Consider the following 16639-nt stretch of genomic DNA (forward strand, 5'->3'; position numbering starts at 1 on the left):
GTCGCGCACCGATGCCTGCTGCCCCGTTGCCCGCTGACGCATGGACGGAGATGCTCGCCGCCGTGCGGCATCATCGCGTGCTGGGGTTCCTGCAGTCCGCGATCGAGGACGGCGTCTTCCCGGCAACCGACGAGCAGGCCGAGCAGGTCGAGGATGCGCACCTGCAGGCGATGATCTGGGGCATCCATCTCGAGCGCCGCCTGTTGCGGATCCTTGACGTGCTCGAAACCGGGGGGGTCGAGGCGGTGGTGTTGAAGGGGACGTCCTCGGCGCACCTGATGTATCCCGACCCGGCGGTGCGCACGTTCAACGACAACGACTTGCTGTTCCGTTCGGAACAGTTCGACGACGCGATGGGGATGCTCGTGGCGACCGGCTACCGGCGCCTGTTCCCGCCCACCAGCCCGGCGTTCGACCGGCACTTCGGCAAGGGTGCCACCCTGCGAGGCAGGGGAGGTGACGAGCTCGACGCGCATCGCAATCTGGTGTTCGCCACGTTCGGTCTGCGGATCGAACTCGACGAGTTGTTCCGGTCGAGTCGCACCTTCGTCCTCGGGGGACACGACGTCCGGACCCTGGGTGCCGAGACCCGTCTGCTCCACGCGTGCTATCACGCGGCGCTCGGTGATCCCGACCCGCGGTTGAGCAGTCTGCGCGACGTCGCACAGTTGCTGGCGTTCGGCACCCACAGCATCCCGCACGTGCAATGGCTCGCGCACCAGTGGCGTGCCCAAGCGGTGCTTGCACGCGCGTTCCGGCTCTGCCGTCAACACCTCGATCTGGAGGTCGGTGGACCGCTCGTCGACTGGGCGGAGCGGCACGAATCCACCCGTGCCGAACGCCGGGCCATCGAGGCCTATGTCGGACGCAACCGGCATCACGCAGTCAAGCTGCGCGCCTCCTTGCCTTTTCTCCCGGGTCCGCGGACGAAGCTCCGTTTCGTCCGGGCGGCGCTTCCGTCATCCGGTTTCGTCGAACAGGTCGGTCAGGAGCCGCGCCGCAGCTGGCTCCTTCGTGGCGTGCGAGCGATGTTCGATGTCTGAGCGCATGCAGCTGCGGGTGCGAAGTCGGGGCACGATTGAGCGATCTGGGATGTCATCCGTCCGCCATGGAAAGGGCCGTTGCATTGAGCCGGTCTCGTGTCCTGTGGGTGATCAAGGGGCTGGGCCTCGGCGGTGCCGAACGGCTGCTCTCCCTGGTCGTCCCGCGCCTCGACGCCGACCGCTTCGTGGTCGACGTCGCCTACGTGCTGCCGCACAAGGACGCACTCGTCCCGGGGTTGCGGGCACACGGGGTCCGCGTGGCCGCGCTGGCCCGACCGGAGGACCGGCCCGGACATTGGATGCGACGACTGGCGCGGCTGGTCCGGCGCGAGGGGTACGACCTCGTCCACACCCACAGTCCGGTGCCGGCCGCGGTCGTGCGCCTGAGCGTGCCGAGGTCCGTCACCGTGGTCCACACCGAACACAATCAGTGGGAGCGGTACCGACTACCGACGCGTCTGGCCAACGCGGTCACCTACGGTCGCAACGATGCCGTCCTGTCGGTCAGCGACGGGGTGACCGGTTCGATCCGCCCGCCGGCTGTCGGTCTTGGCGGTCGAGCACCTGAGACGGAGACGCTGTTGCACGGCGTCGTGCCGGAGACGGCGCCGCGCGGGCCGGTGGCGAGGCAGGACGCGCGGACCCGCCTCGGATTTGCCGACAACGACCTGTTGATCGGCTGTGTGGCCAACTTCACCCCCAAGAAGGATCATGCCGGCCTGCTCGAGGCCTTCGCGCAGGTCCACGTCGAGTTGCCGCGGACCCGTCTGCTCCTCGTCGGGACCGGACCGCTCGAGGTGGGGCTCAGAAGTCGCGTGACGGACCTCGGGTTGTCTGCGGCGGTGCGATTTCTTGGGCGACGCGACGACGCGCTCGATCTGTTACCGGCCCTCGATGTGTTCGTGCTCGGTTCGCGCTTCGAGGGACTGCCAATTGCGCTGATCGAGGCGATGGCCGCCGAAGTGGCGTGTGTGGCCACTCGCGTCGGTGGTGTGCCGGAAGCTGTCCGAGACGGCGTCACCGGTCGTTTGGTGGTTGCCCGTCGGCCGGCAGCGTTGGCCGGTGTACTGCTCGAGCTCCTACACGACGAGCAACAGCGGCATCGCCTGGCCCACTCGGGTCGAGAGCATGTCGCCGAGCACTTCTCGATCGACCGGGCCGTACAGCGGACGACCGAGCTCTACACCGCGCTGCTCGCACGTGGGGAGCGGCCGTGAGTCGGACACCGTCGTCGTGGTCCGACGTCGATGGCGCCGAGATCTGCCGGATGGCCGTCGGCGGGCGGACCGCCGACTACGGCTGAGCTCGCGCCCGCGATGCAGGGCAGGGCTGGACTCGCGACTCAGGTCGCGGGTTCGTCTCCGCCCTGCTGCTCGCCCTTCGGAGGGAGGTACACGAGCGCTGGCGATGGCTGGCGGCGGAACCGGATGTTCTCCCTGGACGGCGCCGCCGGCGCTCGGTGACCTTGCTCGACGGGCAGAACGAGCAGCAGCGCGACGAACGGGAGCAGCTGCGCACGCTGTCGGGTCAGGATGCCGAAGTTGCCGACGTTGGAGAACGCGGTGATGAACCCGATGCTGTAGGCCGCCGCGAGCGTCACCATCGGTTGCTTGAGTATGCGACGTGGCACGCTGGAGAGCCGAGGGAGGGACACCGCGAACAGGCCGAGCAGGAACACCCCTTCCAGGGAGGTCAGCTGCGCTTGACGATTGTGTGCCTCGGTCGGGAACGGGCGGAACGGGACGGTGATCGCGGCATGCACGAAGTCAACGGGGTTGCGAACCGGCCGGCTCTCGAATCCCGAGCCTCCCTGGCTGGTGCGGCGATCGGTTTCGGCGAAGATCTGATCGGTCGTCGAACCCTCCACCGACTCGTCCTTGGGTAGTCGGTCGCCGAAGTTCATGATCAGCACGACGGCGCCCGTGCCGGCGATGATCAGTCCGATCAGGAACCCTGCGGCGCTCTGCTTGATGCTGCGGTCACGGGCTCTCACGAGGAAGGCGCCTGCGAACGCGAGGCCGAACAGCGCTCCCATGTGTGGGCGAACCTGATAGGTCGCGAGGGTGCCCAGCACCAACACGAGGTAACCGAAGCGTTGTCGCGCCAACACACGGGCTCCCCCGTAGGTGGCAAGTCCGAGTCCGAAGACGAGCCAGGCCTCCTTGCCCAGACTGGAGGGCCAGAACACCATGGTGGGCAGGAACATCACCAGCATGGCGTAGCGGCGCAGATCCGCCCCGGGAGCCGCCAGCTTCGCCGCTTGCACGAACAGGTAGGCACCGACATAGGCGAGCAGGGAGAAGACGGCGAAGCCGACGAGCACGTGCGCCGGCGCGACGGCGAAGAGCACACCGGAGAGGAAGTCCATGAAGGGCGTACCGGTCTCCCGGGCCTGCTCGGGCAACTGACCGGATCGGATGACGCCTGCCAGCCTGCGGCCGTTCTCGACGTAGCGGTTGAAGTCCCCGCGTCCGCCGTAGAGGTCGCCCATGATGGTGTATCGCGCTATGGCGCCGACCAGTTTCGCGCCCAGGCCGAGCACCAGGATGCGCCGCAGACGGGCGTCGTCCTCTCGGCGCAGGGCCCAACGCAATGCGAACAGGATCCCGACCGCCGCGACACCGCCCATGCCGAGCGCCAGAACCTGCGATGCCCCCACCGTGCCCCTCGTGACGATGCGTCGAAGAATACGGCGAGCCGCGGGCCACCGTGGGCCGTAGGCGTTACGCTCGCCCACGTCTCGGGGCGGGGCTGTTGCCGGGACCGGGTCGTGCGAAGGGCGCACGAGCACCCGAAGCGTGGGGTCGGACGTGGGGCAGACACTTCGACAGGCGTTCCACCTGGTCGGGCGTGGGCAATCGCGACGCTGGCTCAGTCTCGTCGTGCTGGCGGTGATCGCCAGCGGCTTCGAGATGCTCGGTGCGGTGCTCGTCTACGTCCTGCTCGCGCTCGTGGTCGACCCGAGCGGGGATGTCGAACTCCCAATGCTCGGTGACCTTCGCGCGCTGTTCCCGCGAGTGGCACAGGAGCGGCTGCTGCTGTGGCTGGTGATTGCGATGGCAGTGTTCTTCGTGGTCAGGACGGCCGTACAGGTCGGTGTCACCTACGTTCAGCAACGGGTCGCCCACAACGCCGGTGCCCGCCTGTCGATCCGTATGGTCGAGGGATACCTCCGCTGGCCCTACAGTTGGCACCTGAGCCGCCCGTCCGCGGAGCTGATCCGGAATGGGCATCAGGCCGTCGATCAGTTGATCTCCCAGGTGTTCCTGCCCGTCGTCCGGGTGACGGCTGAGGGCTTCTTGACACTCGGCATGCTCTTCGTGCTGTTGGCGATCGCCCCCGGGGCGACCGGGATGGCCGTCGTCGTGGTCGGCGCTGCGGCCGCGTTGCTGTTGTTCGTCGTGCAGCCGCGGCTCAAGGCACTCGGTAGCCGTGCGCACGTCGCGTCCAAGGACGCCTACGCATCCCTCCAGCAGTCGCTGCACGGCGTACGTGACATCCGAATACTCGGTCGTGAGCGGCACTTTTCGCGCGTCTATGCGCGCAGCCGGCTGCAGCTGGCGCGCTCGCACTATCTGCGCTCGACCCTCACCGAGCTGCCGCACTCCATCATCGAGCTCGCGCTCATCGGATTCATCCTGCTGTTCTTCGGGCTCACCCTGATGCGGGGAACCGACGCGCAGTCGGCGCTCTCGGTACTCGGCCTGTTCGCCTACGCCGGGTTGCGCTTGCAGCCGTCCCTGCAGCGCATCATCAGCGGCCTGAACAACATCCGATTCTCCGCCGCACCACTGGCCGACCTGCACGCCGACCTGCAGGCCATCGAGGGCCTGGAGCGATCGGCTCGCGAGCCGGCACCGCTGCCGTTCGACGTCGGCATCGAGTTGCGTGGCGTCGCATTTCGCTACGCGACCGCGGACCGAGACGCGCTGGCCGGTGTCGATCTGACGATCCGACCTGGTGAACAGATCGGCATCTGTGGCGCGACGGGTGGCGGGAAGACCACGCTCGTCGACGTGATCGCCGGTCTCCTCGATCCGGACGCCGGCCAGGTGCTCGTCGATGGGCGGGACGTGCACCGCAATAGCCGCGCGTGGCAGCGCAACCTCGGCGTCGTGCCGCAGATGGTGTTCCTGGTCGACGGGACGCTGCGCGCGAACATCGCCCTCGGTGTCGCGGACGAAGACGTCGACGAAGTCGCGCTCGATGAAGCGATCGAGCTCGCGCAACTGCGGGAGTTCGTCGACTCGGTCCCTGATGGACTCGAGACACAGGTCGGTGAGCGAGGGGTGCGGGTCTCGGGCGGCCAGCGTCAGCGCATCGCGATCGCCCGCGCGCTGTACCGCCGTCCGCAGGTGTTGATCTTCGACGAGGGGACCTCCGCCCTCGACAACATGACGGAGGCGGCCCTCATGAACGCGATCGAACGCCTGAAAGGTTCCCACACGATCATCCTGATCGCCCACCGCCTCTCGACGGTCGAGAAGTGCGACCGGATCGTGTTCATGGAGAACGGCCGTGTCGCCGGACTGGGAACCTACGACGACCTTCGGCGCGACAGTCGGGGCTTCCGGGCACTCGCCGGCAGCCACTGAGGTCACCGCACTTCGGCAAGCCACCACAAATGTTCAGCAGCACGGATGGAACGCCGCACCTCACCGGCGGTGGGACGTCGAGCATGGCGCAGCAGGTTCTCATGTCGCAACGGGAGCATCCGGCGGTGTCTCGAACTCGTGTGCTGCACGTCGTGAATCAAGTCGGCGCCCAGGCTGGTGCGGAGGTGTCGATACGCAGCATCATCCTCGGATCGCGAACCGACCTCGCTCATGCCGTCGTCGTCCTCCGCTCGGAGAAGGACGGGCTGGAAGAACTGCACGCGGCAGGCGTGCCCGTCTTCTCTCCCGACAGGACGCTGACCAGGGCCGGCGCGGTCAGGCACGTCATCGGAGCCTGCCGGGCGTTCTCGCCCGATGTGCTGCACACGACCCTGTTCGATGCTGACTTCGCCGGTCGCCTGGCTGCTTGGATCCGAGGTGGCCAGCGCGTGGTGAGTAGCGTCGTCAACACGCCGTACGCGCCGGAAGCGCGTGCCGCCGAGCGTGTGTCGCCGCGGAAGCTCTGGGTCGTGAGGTCGGTGGACCGGGCCTTGGCGCGTCATGCCACCAGCGCCGTCCATGCCATCAGCGACGCCACGGCAGAGCACGCACGGACGCACCTCGGCATGCCGCCCGAACGTCTGCGATGCGTACCTCGTGGCCGCAGCGCGGCACTGCTCGATCACCGCACGGCAGCTCGCCGTCAGGACGTGCGAGCGCGGCTCGACTGGGGCAGTCGCCCGGTGGTGGTGAACGTCGCGCGACAGGAACCGCAGAAGGGACACGTGTATCTGGTGGAGGCCTTCGCGAGGATGCGCGCGGCGCATGGGGATGCGCTGCTCGTCCTGGTCGGGCGCAGCGGTCGCAGCACACCCCAAGTCAACCGGGCGATCGAACAGCACGACGTTGGGGACGCGGTCGTGCAGCTGGGAGTGCGTCAAGACGTGGCTGACCTCGTCGCCGCGGCCGACGTCTTCGCGTCTTCGTCCCGTTACGAGGGGCTCGGCGGGGCGGTCGTCGAGGCCTGCGGCATCGGCACCCCGGTGGTCACCTTCGACGTGCCGGCGGTTCGGGAGGTCGTCGGTGATGCCCACCCGTGGCTCGTGCCCCTGGGCGACACGGCGGGCCTGGCCGACGCGATCGGTGAGGTGCTGACGTCACCGGCCACGGCCGAGAGGGTTGCAGCGAGGCAGCAGGCCCGTTTCCGCGACCGCTTCGAACTCGACGCGACCGTGCAGGCCATGGTCCAGTTCTACGAGGACGTGGCCGCCGCTGATGTCGGGCACGGCCGTGTGCGGCACCGGGTCCCTCCGGTTCGGGTGTCGTGGTGAAGTCATTGCACGTGGTCACCAGTCCCGCGAGGCGCGGTGCGGAAACCTTCGCGATCGAGCTGGTGGCGGCCCTGCACGATCGCGGTGACGACGCCGACATCGCGGCACTGCATCCGACACCGTCGCAGAACCCTTACGCGATGCGGGTGCTCGGCACCGGCCGGCGAGCGCCGGCGACCTTGCGTGCCCTGCGGCAGGCCGCCCAAGACGTCGACGTGGTCGTCGCCCATGGCTCGTCGACCTTGGAGGCATGCAGCGTCGCCCTGGCCGGCAGCGGCACGCCCTTCGTCTACCGCTTCATCGGGGACCCCAGCTACTGGACCGCGTCCTGGCACAAGCAGCAGCTCGTGCGCCTCCTGCTACGCCGGCCCGCACGCTACGTCGCCCTCTGGCAGGGGGCAGGGACCCAGCTCGCGGAGCGGTACGGCCTACCCAGCGGTCGGATCGGCGTCATCCCGAACGGCGTTCCGGAAGGGCGTTTCTCCGCTGTTGACGGCCAGCGGGAACGGTTGCGGGTGCGCTTCGACATCCCGCCCGGCAGGCCCTGTCTGGGCTTCGTCGGCGCGCTCGCCCCCGAGAAGAACCTCGACGTGGCCATCGTCGCCGCTGCGCGCAGCGACGCTCATCTGCTCGTGGCCGGGGACGGCCCAGAACGAACACGACTCGAGACGCTGGCCGCACGGCTCGCTCCCGGACGCGTCGCGTTCCTCGGGACCCTGGGCGACCCGCGCGAGGTGTACTGGGCCAGCGACGTTCTCGTGCTACCCAGCCGATCGGAGGGAATGCCGGCGGTCGTCATCGAGGCAGCGCTCGCCGGTGTCGCCACGGTCGCCACCCGGGTCGGCGCCCTGCCGGACATGATCGTCGACGGTGAAACCGGATTCCTGGTCGAGCCCGATCGGACCGACGCGTTCGTCGCCCGCGTCTCGGACGCCCTGTCGGGCGCGGTTGACGCTGGCCGTCGGGCCCAGGCCGCGTTCGAGCGGCGGTACACGATGGGGACCGTCTGCGAACTGTGGCGGGCCACGATGCTGATGACAGCATCGTGAAGCGTCAGCCCCGCGTCGTGCATCTCACCACCGTCGACATGTCGCTGGTGCTGTTGCTGCTCCCGCAACTCGTGGCCTTCCGTGAGGCCGGCTACGAGGTGATCGGGGTCTCGGCGCCCGGTCCGTACGTCACGCAACTCGAGGACGCCGGCATCCGCCACGTCGCGCTCGAAGGCTCGACACGCTCCGCAGACGTGCGGGCCGACCTCGTCGCCGCACGTGAGTTCGTGCGGCTGTGCCGGCGCCTGCGCCCCGACCTCGTGCACACCCACAACCCGAAACCCGGCGTGTACGGCCGCATCGGCGCCCGGCTGGCCGGCGTGCCGCACGTCGTCAACACCGTCCACGGCCTGTACGCCCAGCCCGACGACGCCTGGCGGAAGCGGGCGGTCGTCTACGGACTCGAGCGCGCCGCCGCGACGTTCTCGGACGCCGAGCTGCTGCAGAACCCCGAGGACCTGCCGGTGCTGCGGCGGCTGCGCACGCCGGCACGCAAGCTGCAGGTGCTCGGCAACGGGGTCGACCTCGCCCGCTTCGACCTCGACCGGCTCGCACCGCAGCGCGCCGAGGTACGTCGTGAGCTCGGCGTCGGCGACAACGAGGTCGTCGTCGGTCTCGTCGGCCGGCTGGTGGCCGAGAAGGGCTACCGCGAGGTGTTCGAGGCGGCCCGGGCGCTGCGACACACCCACCCGCGGGTGCGGTTCGTGGTGGTGGGACCGACCGACACCGACAAGCCGGACGCGATCACCACCGACGAGCTGGCTGCCGTGGCCGCCGCCACGGGTCTGCGCCACCTCGGCGCCCGGTCCGACGTCGAGCGGCTCTACCTGGCGATGGATCTGTACGTCCTCGCCTCGCATCGGGAGGGCTTCCCGCGTTCGGCGATGGAGGCCGCCGCGATGGGGCGTCCGGTGATCGCGACCGACATCCGCGGCTGCCGACAGGTCGTCGACCATGGCACCAACGGTGTGCTGGTCCCGGTCCGCGACCCGGTGGCGCTCACCGCGGCGATCGCCCGCCTCGCCGACGAGGCCATCCTGCGGGCTTCGATGGGGGCGGCCAGTCGGCGCAAGGCCGAGCGTGAGTTCGACGACCGCCGTCAGATCCGCGTCACCCTGGATGTCTACGAGCGGCTCCTCGGCGCACACGGCGGGTCGCGATGAGCGCCGGGGCGTCGCGCGTCGACGTGGTCGTGGTCGGCACGGGCGGGATGGGACGCGAGGCCGCCGCCTGGGTGCACGACCTGTCCGGGCAGTACCGCCTGCTCGGCTTCGTCGACGACGCCGCACCGGCCACCACCGTCGCCGACCTGCCGGTCCTCGGCCCGCTCACTTGGCTGCAGGAGCACCCGCAGGTGCAGGCGGTCGTCGCCGTCGGCGCCCCGGCGACCCGGGCCGACATCGTTCAGCGCCTCGACGCGTGGGGCGTCGACCTCGCGCAGGTCGTGCACCCCTCGAGCGTCGTCGGCCCGCGGGTCGAGCTGGGGGAGGGGACCATCGTCTGCCCCCAGGCCGTGCTGACCTGTGACATCCGGCTCGGCCGGGCCGTGATCGTCAACTACGGCGCCATGCTCGGACACGACGGCGTCGTCGGTGACCACGCGTTCCTCGCGCCCGGGGTGCATCTCGCCGGGAACGTCACGATCGAGGCCGGCGCCGACGTCGGGATCGGCGCGTCGGTCCGGCAGGGGATCACGATCGGCGCCGGCGCGGTCGTCGGCGCCGGTGCCGCCGTCGTCCGCGACGTCGCCCCGGCCACCACCGTCGTCGGTGTGCCCGCGCGACCCATCCGGCGAGGCTGACGTGCGAGGCGAACGCTACGACCCCCTGAAGCGGCTGATCGACGTCGTCGGTGCCCTGATCGGGCTGGTCGTCCTCGCCCCGGTCATGGCCCTCGTCGCGGTGCGCGTCCGCCGCGAGATCGGCACGCCGGTGCTGTTCCGCCAGCAGCGCCCCGGACGGCACGCCCGGCAGTTCACGCTGCGCAAGTTCCGCACCATGACCGACGCCCGCGATGCCGGAGGCGACCTGCTGCCCGACCAGGCGCGGCTGACCCCGCTGGGACGGTTCCTGCGGGCGAGTTCTCTGGACGAGCTCCCCGAGCTGCTCAACGTCCTGCGCGGTGAGATGTCGCTGGTTGGCCCGCGGCCGCTGCTGCCCGAGTACCTCGACCGCTACACGCCGACGCAGGCGCGACGCCACGAGGTGCGTCCGGGGCTGACCGGCTGGTCGCAGGTCAACGGCCGCAACGACCAGACGTGGGAGGACAAACTCGCCCTCGACGTCTGGTACGTCGACCACCGCAGCCTGTGGCTCGACGTCCGCATCGTCGTGCGCACCCTCGCCGTGGTCGTCACCCGTCGGGGCGTGTCGCTCGACGGGCACGCGACCACCATCCCGTTCCAGGGCGGCGTCGGATCGACGCCGCCCGCCGACGACGAGGACGCCCGTGGCTGACGAACTCGAGGTCCGCGAGGCCGTCGACACCGACCTGCCGCAGCTGCTCGAGCTGCTGCAGTCGTCGCTCGGCTGGGTGCCCGACGCCCAGTACGCCGACTTCTACCACTGGAAGCACCATGACAACCCGTTCGGGCGCTCGCCGGCGTGGGTCGCGACCGACGGCGATCGCATCGTCGGGCTGCGCGTGTGGTTGCGCTGGCGGTTCACCGACGGGGAACGGACGTGGGACGCCGTTCGGGCGGTCGACACGGCCACCCATCCCGACCACCAGGGGCGGGGCATCTTCCGCCGCCTGACCACCTCCTCGCTCGAGGTGCTGCGCGAGCAGGGGGTGGCGCACGTCTTCAACACCCCCAACGAGCAGTCCCGCCCCGGCTACCTCAAGATGGGTTGGCAGCAGGTCGGCAGGCTGCCGGTCGGCGTCCGCTTCCGTTCGCCGGCCGCCGCGCTCGGTGCCGTGCGGGCCCGGGTGCCCGCCGACAAGTGGTCGCTGCCCGCTACCGTCGGCGAGAGGGCCGCCGAGGTGCTGGCCGACGACGTGCGGCTCGGACGCCTGCTCGCGGCGACCCGCCTACGCGGTATCGCGACCGAGTTGTCGCCCGCGTTCCTGCGCTGGCGCTACGGCTTCGGCCCGTTGCACTACCGCGGACTGCAGGAGGACGACGGGCTGGTGCTGTTCCGGCTGCGCCGACGCGGGCCGGCGACCGAGTGCGTGGTCGGGCACCTGCTGGCCACCGACGACGCGGTCGCGGGTCGGTTGCTGCGCAGGATGGCCAGGGAGACGCGCGCCGACCAGGTGCTGCAGATCGCCGCCCGACCCCACCTGCGCGGTGGTTTCCTGCCGCTGTCCGGCGGTGGCCCGATCCTGACCTGGCGGGCGCTGGCCAGCACGCCGATGCCGCCGCTGGGGGCCTGGGACCTCACCATGGGTGACGTCGAGCTCTTCTGACCTCGGAAAGGACCCGATGTGGGCGCATTCGACCGGCTGACCGGCCCGCAGCTGCGGCGGGGGCTCAAGCATGGACTGGCGACGGTGCGCCGGCCAGCTGGCGGCCGGGGTCCCAGCGGCACGGTGGTGCTGATCTACCACCGGGTCGGTGGTGGAACGCCCGACGAGCGCGACCTCGCGCTCGCCGACTTCGAGGCCCAGGTCGCGGAGCTGGCGCGCCACCGCGTGGTCGCCCTCGACACCGCCCTCGACGAACTCGCCGCCGGCGACGACTCACCCAAGGTGGTGCTCACCTTCGATGACGGGTTCGAGGACGTCCACGCCGTCGCCTGGCCGTTGCTACGCGAGGCCGGCCTGCCGTTCACGCTCTACGTGACCACGGCCTACCTCGACGGGACGATGCACTGGCCTGGGTCGACCTCGAACCATCCCGGTCCGGCGCTGCGGTGGCGGCAGCTCGAGGAACTGGCCGCCTCACCGCTGGTCACGCTCGGCAACCACACCCACACGCACGCCCGGCCCGAGGCGCTGACCGCCGAGGAGTTCGACACCTGCTCGGCGCTGCTGGAGGCCCGCCTCGGCGTCGTGCCCCAGCACTACTGCTTCACCTGGGGCGTGCCGGTGCCGGCGGCGAACGAGCTGCTGGCCGCCCGCTTCCGCTCCGCTGCGACCGGCATCGTCGGACTCAACCGTCCGGGCACCGATCCCCTCGGCCTCCACCGGGTCCCCGTCCGCGGCACCGATCCGCTGCCGTTCTTCCGCGCCAAGCTCGGCGGCGACCTCACCGTCGAACGTGCGTACGAGCGCGTCGTCCAGACCGCCAAACGCTTTGGCGCCGGCTGACCGGCCCGAAGCTCAGCAGGCGCGGCGAAAGGTGATGGCGGCGGGGACGCCGGCGACCTCCTTCAGCCAGCGGGCGGTCCCGACGGACTGTCCTTCTGACCTCACGGCACCGACCACGGCGACGCGGTCGCCCAGGCACTGGCGGAACAGCAGCCGGGCCCGGGCCGTATGGAAATGAGAGGTGGCCACGGCAACGCGCTCCCACTGCCTTTCCTGCATCAGTTGACGCACGGCGACGGCCTCGCCTGCGGTGTTCTCCGGCTCGGGCATGATGCAGATCGCGCTTTGCGCGCAACGCCGCCCGAGTTGCTCACCGAAGTGTGCAGCGGAGGAGGACAGCACCAGTGTCGCGTCGTACTCCTCGGCCAGCGCAATCCCGAGCCGGGCGCGCTCACTGCCGGCGCCGCCGAGCACGATGACGGCGTCCGGGGCCTCGACTGCGTCGTTGTACGGAACGACCACGTAGATCAGCACGCCAGCGACTGCCGCCATGAAGGCAGCAGCAACGACGCTGACTGGATGCCATCGCTGCGTGGTGGTCGTCATCGCTCCTGGCCAGTCGACTCCTGTCCCGTCGCTGCCGAGGGGGTTCGAGGCACGGTCGGGCTCGGGGTGTGGCTCGCTACGATGACACACCTTGCAGTCGAGGAGAGCATATGGCCCGCGCGTCCGATTCGATGCCGATGTCTCCGGCGCGAATCCGCTGCTCGTGCGGGGCGATCCTGGCCGACTCGATCTCCGGCAGGTCCGTGGTGATCGACGGGGTGGAATACCAGTTCCGGCGCAGGAACGATCGCCTGGTCTGCCCCGACTGCGGGATCGCCCACCCCATGAAGAGCCTGCGCCCCGACAACACCGAAGGCGGCGCAGACACTCTGGAGCGTCGCCGCCGCGGGGATCGCGCAACCGACCTGGGGGACCAGGACGATGGCGGGTCGGCTGGGACCGTCGGTCCATCAGCGATTGCACCAGCGGGTTGAGGGGCTGGGGCTGACCTCAACGTCGAAGAGGTAGCCACGGCAGCGTCCTTCCTTCGGCGAGGCGAACTGCCACAGGAGGCCTGCCCGAGAGACACGGCCCGGCCTAGGGTCATGGCGCTAGTCCTCCTTCGCGTCTGCTCGCGGCCGAGTCGGTGCACTGGGCGCACCCTGAGTTGGGGGTTTTTTCTCGAACACTCAAGTGCCGCAGTTCACGCGTCGTCAGGGAGCCGGACACCCCCATCTCTGGATCTCAGCCATGCCACGCGCTCTGCGCCGTACGGCCACGACCATTCTCCTTCTGGTCGCGCTGCTGGCTGGCCTCTGGTCCGCCGCGCCGCAGCCGGCCGACGCCGCTACGGTCCGCATCACGGACAGCACCAGCGCGACCTCCACGCGTGACGGGGTAGCGCTGACCATCAAGACGCCGCCGTTGACGCGACCGGGTGATCTCCTGCTCGCCATCGTCAGCGTCAAGGACGATCTGGCGGTGAGTGCTCCGGCCGGGTGGGCCCCTCTTCATCGCGAGGCGTTCGCGCGGGAGGTGACCCAATCCCTGTGGGTCCGCCGCGCGCAGGAGGGCGAGCCCGCCGCGCACACCTTCAACGGAGTCACCCGCGAAGCCAAGTCCGGCCTGATCCTCACGGTCGCCGGCGCCGCCAACGTCTCCACCTCTTCGCCGTCCAGCCGAGCGCTGGTCGGGGGCACGTCACCGATCGAGGTCCCCTCTCTCCGTGCCACGAAGCAGGGCTCGCTCCTTCTCGGCGCATACTCGGTCCACGCCGACGAGCTCATTCGGCTTCCGCAGTCGCTCGAAGACCGACGAAGCGTCACCGCCGGCATCAGTGTCGCCATCGGGGCGGAAGTCGTTCCGACGGCCTCGGACACCGGCTCGCGCACGGCGACGAGGTCACAGCGCGGCGGTGCCGTCGGTCGCCTCCTGCTGATCGAGCCGAGCGAAGGTCCCACGCCGACGCCGACGCCCACGCCGACGCCCACGCCGACGCACGATCACGAGCACGAAGAGCCGTCTCCGGCGCCGCTCGCCACGCAACGGTGGAGTGAGGCCGGCACGTGGCCGAGCCGCTCCATCCCGTCTGGGAACACCGACGTCAAGGTGACCGGTCACGTGGTCATCGACGGGCCCGCCCAGGCCGGGTCCGTGGTGGTGGAGCCCGGCGCGGTCCTCGAGTTCTCCGGCGGACATTCTGCGACGCTAGAAGTGAGTGGCAATGTCGAGATCCGCGGCACGCTGCGTATGAAGCCTGCTGGAGCAACTTCGACGCACGTCCTGCGCTTCGTCGGCGTCGACGAGTCCCGTTACGTCGGCGGCGGCCACCACGTGGTGGCGAGTGACGTAGGACTTTGGTTCAGCGGCGCTGGCAAGGCCGAGATCCGTGGCGCCGACGTGCTGCCCTGGACGCGTGCTTCCACGACCGTGGCCAAGGGAGCCCTCAACATCAGCCTGGAGCAGGCGCCGGCTGGCTGGCGCGTCGGCGACGAGATCGCCGTCGTCCCGACCGCCGCGCCGGGAGTCAGCGGTTTCAAGGACGGCTACAGCTACGCCCGCGTCTCCTCGATCTCCGGCAACACCGTGCATCTCGACACGGCGACCAAATTCGATCATCCTCGCGTCGCGGGGCAGTGGGGCGCCGAGGTCATGAACCTCACGCGCAACGTCCGGATCGAGGGTACGCCGTCAGGTCGAGCGCATGTGCTGTTCAACCACACGAGCGGTTCCCAGGAGTTGCGTAACCTGCAACTTCGGCACCTCGGCCCGCGTCAGGCCACCAGTGAGACCTACCGGTCCGGCAGCAGTTTCGTCCCGATCACCGCGAGTGTCACCGGCCGGTACCCCCTGCACTTCCACCACAATGGCGCTGGTTCGCGCGGAACCCTGGTCGAGAACGTCGTGGTACGTGATTCGGGCGGACGCGCTTTCGTCGCTCACGCGTCCGACGGCATCACCTTCCGGGGAACGATCGCCCACGACGTCTTCGATACGCCGTACTGGTGGGACCGAACCACCGGCTGCTGTGGCCAGAACGCCCAATGGCAGCCCGGAAGCCTCTCGATCACCTATGAGCGAGCCATCGCGTCGTACGTGAAGGCCGATCCCCCGTTCCGTGGCTTCCGACTGTCGGGTTTTGAACTTGGCCACGGCAAGGACCTCAAGATCACCGACTCGGTCGCCGTCGGCGTACAGGGCAGTGTGCACGCAGCCGGTTTCAACTGGCCGGAAGGCGTTGTCAAGGAGTTCGACCCATCGCTCGAGGACCATTGGCAGTTCGAGCGAAACGTGGCTCACAACAACGCAATGAATGGCATTTTCGTCTGGCAGAACACCGATGATCGCCGCCACGTCATCGCGTCATCGATCCTGTACCACAACGGACAAGACGGCATCAACCATGGTGCGTACTCGAACAATTATCAGTATCGAGGTCTGACGCTGCATGGCAACGGACGAAGTGGCGTCGAACTCCATGCCCAGGGTGGGATGCGGTTCGCGGACATCGTCTTCGACGGTGCGGGCGTGAGCGCGTTCGCCTTCCAAACGGCGAAACACCGCACGGATGCTGGCCCGACCGTTGTCCAGAACGGCACCTTCCGCGGCTACCGGACTCGCGCGATCGCCTTCCTGGCTGCCGAACGGGTCCAGCTCGATGTCGTCAATCCGACGTTCGAGGGAGCACAGGGGACGTGGTTCCACCTGGCGAATCAGGTGCCGGAGTCGTCCGTCATCCGCGTCAAGCTCAAGGATGGATCGACCTTCCGGCTGCACCCCGTGTCCAGCAAGCGTGGCACCCTTGTCCCTGAGTGGAACGCCCGCCGAGAGGTGATCCCCAACTTCTGACCCGGTGGACGGGCAAGGGCCGACCCGGCCCGCCACCCGTCAGTGGGTTCTCTGTCCGTGTTCACCGTGGACGTGCGGGCGAACCGGTTCCGTTCGCTGGACGAGGCGGGTGAGGATCACCCCGCGAGACTGGACGGGCTCCGTCGATCCCGCGTGACGGGCAGCCCTGCACGGTCTCGTGGCAACGTCCCGCCACCGCGTCCATCTCTGCGGTGACCGTCCGCACCGTCTGTCCGCGAGCCGAGCGTGCCGGATCCGGCCGCGCAGGCAGCTGATGACCGGCGTGGCAGGGCATCGATCCTTCGTCGAACACCTGCCGTGGATCCCGCCCGCGCGCTTGCTGGAGGCGGCGGAGCCGGACATTCGCCGCCTACACAAGCCGTCGGCAGTTCGTGACCGCGTGTGGTGTACTCCTTGCCTCTTCCTGGCGAGCAGGTACTCGACCTCGGCGAGCAGCTCGCAGCCGTCGTCGAGGTGGGCGTCGGCCGGGCCGGACCAGGGCCGGGGCGAGCAGCGCCTCGCCCCACCTCCAGAAA

14 protein-coding genes are annotated in these 16639 nt (G+C 69.5%); 12 read left to right on the forward strand and 2 right to left on the reverse strand.

All coding sequences use genetic code 11. The features are described 5' to 3' along the window. Positions 1 to 11: 11 nt before the first annotated feature. Together ELR47_RS07840 and ELR47_RS07845 are read left to right on the forward strand one after the other, a co-directional pair. Positions 12 to 1043, forward strand: a complete 1032-nt coding sequence (locus ELR47_RS07840; protein WP_420811107.1) for a nucleotidyltransferase family protein — start codon at positions 12 to 14, stop codon at positions 1041 to 1043. A gap of 107 nt (positions 1044 to 1150) precedes the next feature. Continuing rightward, positions 1151 to 2260, forward strand: coding sequence for a glycosyltransferase (locus tag ELR47_RS07845; RefSeq protein ID WP_165403928.1), 1110 nt, complete (start codon positions 1151 to 1153; stop codon positions 2258 to 2260). Positions 2261 to 2385: 125 nt separating this feature from the next. On the opposite strand, the gene ELR47_RS07850 is transcribed toward ELR47_RS07845, so the two are convergent. After that, entirely contained in the window at positions 2386 to 3702 is a 1317-nt protein-coding gene (locus ELR47_RS07850; RefSeq protein WP_130649395.1) for a hypothetical protein, read from the reverse strand. 232 nt (positions 3703 to 3934) lie between these two features. Here ELR47_RS07850 and ELR47_RS07855 point away from each other — a divergent pair, with 232 nt between their 5' ends. From ELR47_RS07855 to ELR47_RS07890, 8 genes are all read left to right on the forward strand, one after another. After that, positions 3935 to 5638, forward strand: a complete 1704-nt coding sequence (locus tag ELR47_RS07855; RefSeq protein ID WP_276319923.1) for an ABC transporter ATP-binding protein — start codon at positions 3935 to 3937, stop codon at positions 5636 to 5638. A gap of 83 nt (positions 5639 to 5721) precedes the next feature. After that, positions 5722 to 6969, forward strand: a complete 1248-nt coding sequence (locus ELR47_RS07860) for a glycosyltransferase (RefSeq protein ID WP_165403929.1) — start codon at positions 5722 to 5724, stop codon at positions 6967 to 6969. Further along, positions 6966 to 8018, forward strand: coding sequence for a glycosyltransferase family 4 protein (locus ELR47_RS07865; protein ID WP_165403930.1), 1053 nt, complete (start codon positions 6966 to 6968; stop codon positions 8016 to 8018). The genes ELR47_RS07860 and ELR47_RS07865 overlap by 4 nt, the downstream gene beginning before the upstream one ends. After that, positions 8015 to 9181 carry a glycosyltransferase family 4 protein gene (locus tag ELR47_RS07870; protein ID WP_205745510.1) on the forward strand — a complete coding sequence of 389 codons (1167 nt, stop codon included), beginning with the start codon at positions 8015 to 8017 and terminating at the stop codon, positions 9179 to 9181. Before ELR47_RS07865 ends, ELR47_RS07870 begins: the two co-directional genes overlap by 4 nt. Continuing rightward, entirely contained in the window at positions 9178 to 9819 is a 642-nt protein-coding gene (locus ELR47_RS07875) for a NeuD/PglB/VioB family sugar acetyltransferase (protein ID WP_130649399.1), read from the forward strand. The genes ELR47_RS07870 and ELR47_RS07875 overlap by 4 nt, the downstream gene beginning before the upstream one ends. Before the next feature lies 1 nt (position 9820). Further along, the gene (locus tag ELR47_RS07880; RefSeq protein WP_276319920.1) at positions 9821 to 10474 is read left to right on the forward strand and encodes a sugar transferase; all 654 of its coding nucleotides are present in this window, start codon (positions 9821 to 9823) and stop codon (positions 10472 to 10474) included. Beyond that, on the forward strand, positions 10467 to 11426 hold the full coding sequence (locus ELR47_RS07885) for a GNAT family N-acetyltransferase (RefSeq protein WP_130649400.1): 960 nt from the start codon (positions 10467 to 10469) through the stop codon (positions 11424 to 11426). Before ELR47_RS07880 ends, ELR47_RS07885 begins: the two co-directional genes overlap by 8 nt. An 18-nt stretch (positions 11427 to 11444) precedes the next feature. Further along, complete coding sequence (locus tag ELR47_RS07890; protein ID WP_130649401.1) at positions 11445 to 12269, forward strand: polysaccharide deacetylase family protein; 825 nt, start codon at positions 11445 to 11447, stop codon at positions 12267 to 12269. A gap of 12 nt (positions 12270 to 12281) precedes the next feature. Here the strand turns inward: ELR47_RS07890 and ELR47_RS18260 are convergent, their stop codons facing one another. Next, positions 12282 to 12815, reverse strand: a complete 534-nt coding sequence (locus tag ELR47_RS18260) for a YdcF family protein (protein WP_165403931.1) — start codon at positions 12813 to 12815, stop codon at positions 12282 to 12284. A 110-nt stretch (positions 12816 to 12925) separates the two neighbouring features. Between ELR47_RS18260 and ELR47_RS18265 the strand changes: the two genes are divergently transcribed. Together ELR47_RS18265 and ELR47_RS07900 are read left to right on the forward strand one after the other, a co-directional pair. Beyond that, positions 12926 to 13249, forward strand: a complete 324-nt coding sequence (locus ELR47_RS18265; protein ID WP_165403932.1) for a hypothetical protein — start codon at positions 12926 to 12928, stop codon at positions 13247 to 13249. Between the two features lie 256 nt (positions 13250 to 13505). Beyond that, on the forward strand, positions 13506 to 16103 hold the full coding sequence (locus ELR47_RS07900; RefSeq protein WP_130649403.1) for a right-handed parallel beta-helix repeat-containing protein: 2598 nt from the start codon (positions 13506 to 13508) through the stop codon (positions 16101 to 16103). The last annotated feature ends 536 nt before the right edge of the window (positions 16104 to 16639 follow it).

The sequence above is a fragment of the Egicoccus halophilus genome (genome assembly GCF_004300825.1).
Classification (GTDB): Bacteria; Actinomycetota; Nitriliruptoria; order Nitriliruptorales; family Nitriliruptoraceae; genus Egicoccus; species Egicoccus halophilus.